Here is a 3,617-nt window from a genome sequence, read left to right on the forward strand (position 1 = left end):
CGTCCGCGGAGTCCGTGACGACGGTCGGGTTCTTCCCGCCCATCTCGGTCTGCGCGCGCTGCCCGGCCGCGGTGGCGTCGCGATAGATCTGCTTGCCGACCTCGGCGCTCCCGGTGAAGGAGATGGCATCGACGTCGTCGTGGCCGACGAGCGTCGCGGCGGGGTCGGCGTACCCGTTGACGACGTTCAGGACGCCGTCGGGGAGACCGGCCTCGTCGAGGGCCTTCGCGATCTCGTGGGCGACCGCGGGCGCCTCGGGCGCGGGCTTGATGACGACCGCGTTCCCGGCGGCGAGCGCGGGCGCGCCCTTCCACGCGGGGATGGCGATGGGGTAGTTCCACGGCGTGATGAGTCCGACGACGCCGAGGGGTTCCTGTACCGTGTAGAGGTCGGTATCGGCGGCGCTCGAACGCTTGCGGTCGCCGCCGAGGTCGCGGGCCTTCTCCGCGTAGTAGTAGAAGATGTCGATCGCACGCTGGACCTCACCGGCCTCCGCCGGCGTCTTCCCCTCCTCGCGGACGAGCAGTTCGACGAGCTCGTCGTAGCGGTCGTCGAGGATCTTCGCGGCCTCGCGGAGGATCGAACCGCGCTCCGGGCCGGGCATCGCCGCCCACTCCGCGGCGGCGTCGTTCGCGGCCGCGACGGCGGTTTCGGCGTCTTCTCCGGCCGAGTCGGGGAACGTCCCGATGACGTCGTCCGGATCGGCGGGATTGCGATTCTCGAAGGTCTCGCCGGTAGACGAGTCCGTCCACTCGCCGCCGACGTAGTTCTCGTAGGTGTCTGCCATACACGACGTTGTTCGATGGCCGGGTAAAGGGGCTTTTCGGTCTCGGCAGAGGTCGCACGCGAGAATCGAACCGGAGTCGGCGGGGAGTCGGTGGGGCTTGCCGACCGTCGCATTCTCGCCGATCCCACGTCGATCAACACGATATGATTCAGCTAAAGTGAACGTACAGGTGGTACAACAGAACGGGATACGGGACAGAGGACCGATCGGATACCGGTGACACCGGGTCCGGCCGGCCGTTTCTGCGCGGTTTCACTCGGGGTATTCCGATCCCACTCAGATGAACGGAAGCGGTGAGATATGGGTCGTTTCGGCCGTCTTTTACCGCGTTATTCGCGTAAAATCGCCGTATCGCGCGTCTCACCCGCCGTCGTCGCGTCGCGAGAGCGCAGGTCGTTCAGAGCTACCGAACGAATCGTGTCGGTGCCGGGCGACTGCGCGGATGCCGGCCGCGACGCTCGGTGCGGGCGGGACGACGGCGTCACGTGGTCGATCGAGAGCGGCAAAACGAGGTGAGCGCGTCCGAGCGACGGCATCGGGACGGAAACGGTGGCGATCGGATTCCCGTACCGGAGGGACGCGCACCGGGGGTCCGTGAGGACGGAAAATGAGGTGGTGGCCGGCGCGCGACGTGGAGCGGATCAGGCGAAGGGGAGGATCGTCGAGTAGACGATGACGAGGATCATCGCGGACACCGAGAGCAGACAGGTGACCGCGGTCCACGTCTTGAGCGTTTCGGCTTGCGTGAGACCGCCGATCTCTTTTACGACCCAGAAGCCGGAGTCGTTGTACCACGAGCAGGCGATCCCGCCGGCGCCGATCGCCAGCACGAGGTAGGCCGGGTTGACGGTGAGCTGCGAGGTGAGCGGCGCCATGATCCCGCCGGTGGTGATCATCGCGACCGTCGTCGAGCCCTGCGCGACGCGAACGATGAGAGCGATCAGCCACGCCGTGAGGAGCAGGCCGATGCCGAGGTGACTGAGACCGTTCGCGACGACCGGACCGATGTTGGACAGCGCGAGCATCGCGCCGAACGCGCCACCGGAGGACGTGATCGCGGCGATGTTACCGCCGTTCTGGAGCGCGTCGGTGAGTTCGTCCTGCCAGACCTGCCGCGGGAAGTCGTCCATCCGGAGGTAGGTCAGCGCGGAGACGATGGCCGCGAGCGTCAGCGAGAAGTTGACGTTCCCGATGAAGTTCGTGATCGGCTGGAACCCCTTGAGAACGGGGTAGACGTCTTGGAACGTGTCGACGGTCGTTCCGGCGGCGATGAGGAGGACGGCGATCAGGATCGGGAGGAGGGATTCGAAGAACGAGGGGAGGCTCTCGAGCGACTGCTCGGCCTGCTGCTCCAGATCCTCGGCCGTCGTCCCCATCGACTCCCGGAGGGGGATGTCGAGGCGCTTGTTGATGAAGCGCCCGTAGAGGATCCCGGAGACGAGCGCGGAGGGGATCGCCACGGCGAGTCCGAGGACGATCGTCATGCCGAGGATCGACTGTCCCGCCCCGAGCTTCTGCGCGACGGTGAGCGGGCCGGGCGTCGGCGGCACGAAGGCGTGCGTGGCCGCACCGCCGCCGCCGACGACGGCGATGTAGAGCGCGTAATTGTCACCGATGCGCGCACGCATGGAGCGCGCGAGCGGGGCGAGGAGGTAGAACACGTTGTCGAAGAAGACCGGAATCGCGAGGATCGTACTGCTACCCCAGAGCGCGAAGTCCGCGTTCTTATCGGAGACGATCGAGTGGAACGAACGGACGATCCGGTTCGCGGCACCGGACTCCGTCATCGACTTCCCGATGATGGCCGCCATGAGGATCGGGATCCCGACCTCGGTCATATTGCTGCCGAACGCGCTCGCGACCTTCCCGGGAATGGTACCGAAGACGACACCGGGAACGAGCGCCGCGTCGACGACGCCGACGACGAGCGCGGAGATGACGAGTCCGAGGAACGCGGGGAGATCCCAGACGACGAGCAATAGGACGACCACTGCGACACCGATGATCAACGCCGCGAGGGCTGGGAGTGTTGCTGGCATGTGGATACCTACACCACCAACAACAATGATGGTGTCTTAAAAATCATTCGGGTCATAGTGAACGACGCCTCTCGATCGAAGCGTACATTTAAACGATCCGGGTTCATTGACGGCCGTATGGATCGAGGACTTGTGGTCGTCGAGGAATCACCGACGCACGAAAACCTCCTGCGAGAGGCGGCGGAGCACGCACGGGGGGCCGACGCGCCCCTCGTCGTGATCACGTTCGCGACGGAGCGAGACATCGGGGAGGGCGTCGAGAAGTTCGAGGCGCTCGGCGGCGTGGAGGGCGTCCCCTACGACGACGAGGACACGTTCATCGACGCCGCGGAGGACGCGCTCGCGGACTTCGTCGCGGAGACGCTGAACGATTCGGACGTCGAGTTCGAACCCGTCGTTCGGATCATCGACGGCGGTTACGGGACGGCGACGCTCACCGCCGCGGACGACTTCGACGCCGATCACATCTTCGCCACGGGCCGGCGACGCTCCCCGACGGGGAAGGCCGTCTTCGGCGACTGGATCCAGCGCGTCCTCCTCGGCTTCGACGACTTCGTGACCGTCCACACGCAGGACGAGGAGTAGCGCTCGCGTCCGTCGCGCTCGAATCGATCGAATCCAAATCGATCATCACCCCTACTGTTCGTGGACGCGCGAGGGAGAGACGCGCCGGACGGCCGTCCACCATTGGGGAACGATCGATCATCTAAGGTGAATGACCGATCGGTGGACGAGGACCACCGTCCCATCAGGCGGCCACAGTCGCGACGGCCGATAGCGGTCAGACGGCG

At 66.0% G+C, this 3,617-nt stretch carries 3 protein-coding genes; 1 reads left to right on the forward strand and 2 read right to left on the reverse strand.

Going from position 1 to position 3,617, the window contains the following annotated elements; genetic code table 11:
* Together AOZ13_RS13120 and AOZ13_RS13130 are read right to left on the reverse strand one after the other, a co-directional pair.
* Positions 1 to 787 (reverse strand): aldehyde dehydrogenase family protein (locus AOZ13_RS13120; RefSeq protein WP_148294605.1); only part of this gene is annotated, 787 nt, incomplete at its 3' end.
* Between the two features lie 641 nt (positions 788 to 1,428).
* Positions 1,429 to 2,826, reverse strand: coding sequence for a GntP family permease (locus AOZ13_RS13130; protein WP_044957154.1), 1,398 nt, complete (start codon positions 2,824 to 2,826; stop codon positions 1,429 to 1,431).
* A 117-nt stretch (positions 2,827 to 2,943) separates the two neighbouring features.
* Between AOZ13_RS13130 and AOZ13_RS13135 the strand changes: the two genes are divergently transcribed.
* Positions 2,944 to 3,411, forward strand: a complete 468-nt coding sequence (locus AOZ13_RS13135) for a universal stress protein (RefSeq protein WP_020220846.1) — start codon at positions 2,944 to 2,946, stop codon at positions 3,409 to 3,411.
* Positions 3,412 to 3,617: the final 206 nt, after the last annotated feature.

Origin of the sequence: Halarchaeum acidiphilum MH1-52-1, assembly GCF_000474235.1 — an archaeon.
GTDB classification, from domain to species: Archaea; Halobacteriota; Halobacteria; order Halobacteriales; family Halobacteriaceae; genus Halarchaeum; species Halarchaeum acidiphilum.

Excerpts from the sequence above, each read along its gene's own strand:
- AOZ13_RS13135 (WP_020220846.1), top strand. The coding sequence starts at position 2,944 with ATGGATCGAGGACTTGTGGTCGTCGAGGAATCACCGACGCACGAAAAC.
- AOZ13_RS13130 (WP_044957154.1), bottom strand. The coding sequence starts at position 2,826 with ATGCCAGCAACACTCCCAGCCCTCGCGGCGTTGATCATCGGTGTCGCA.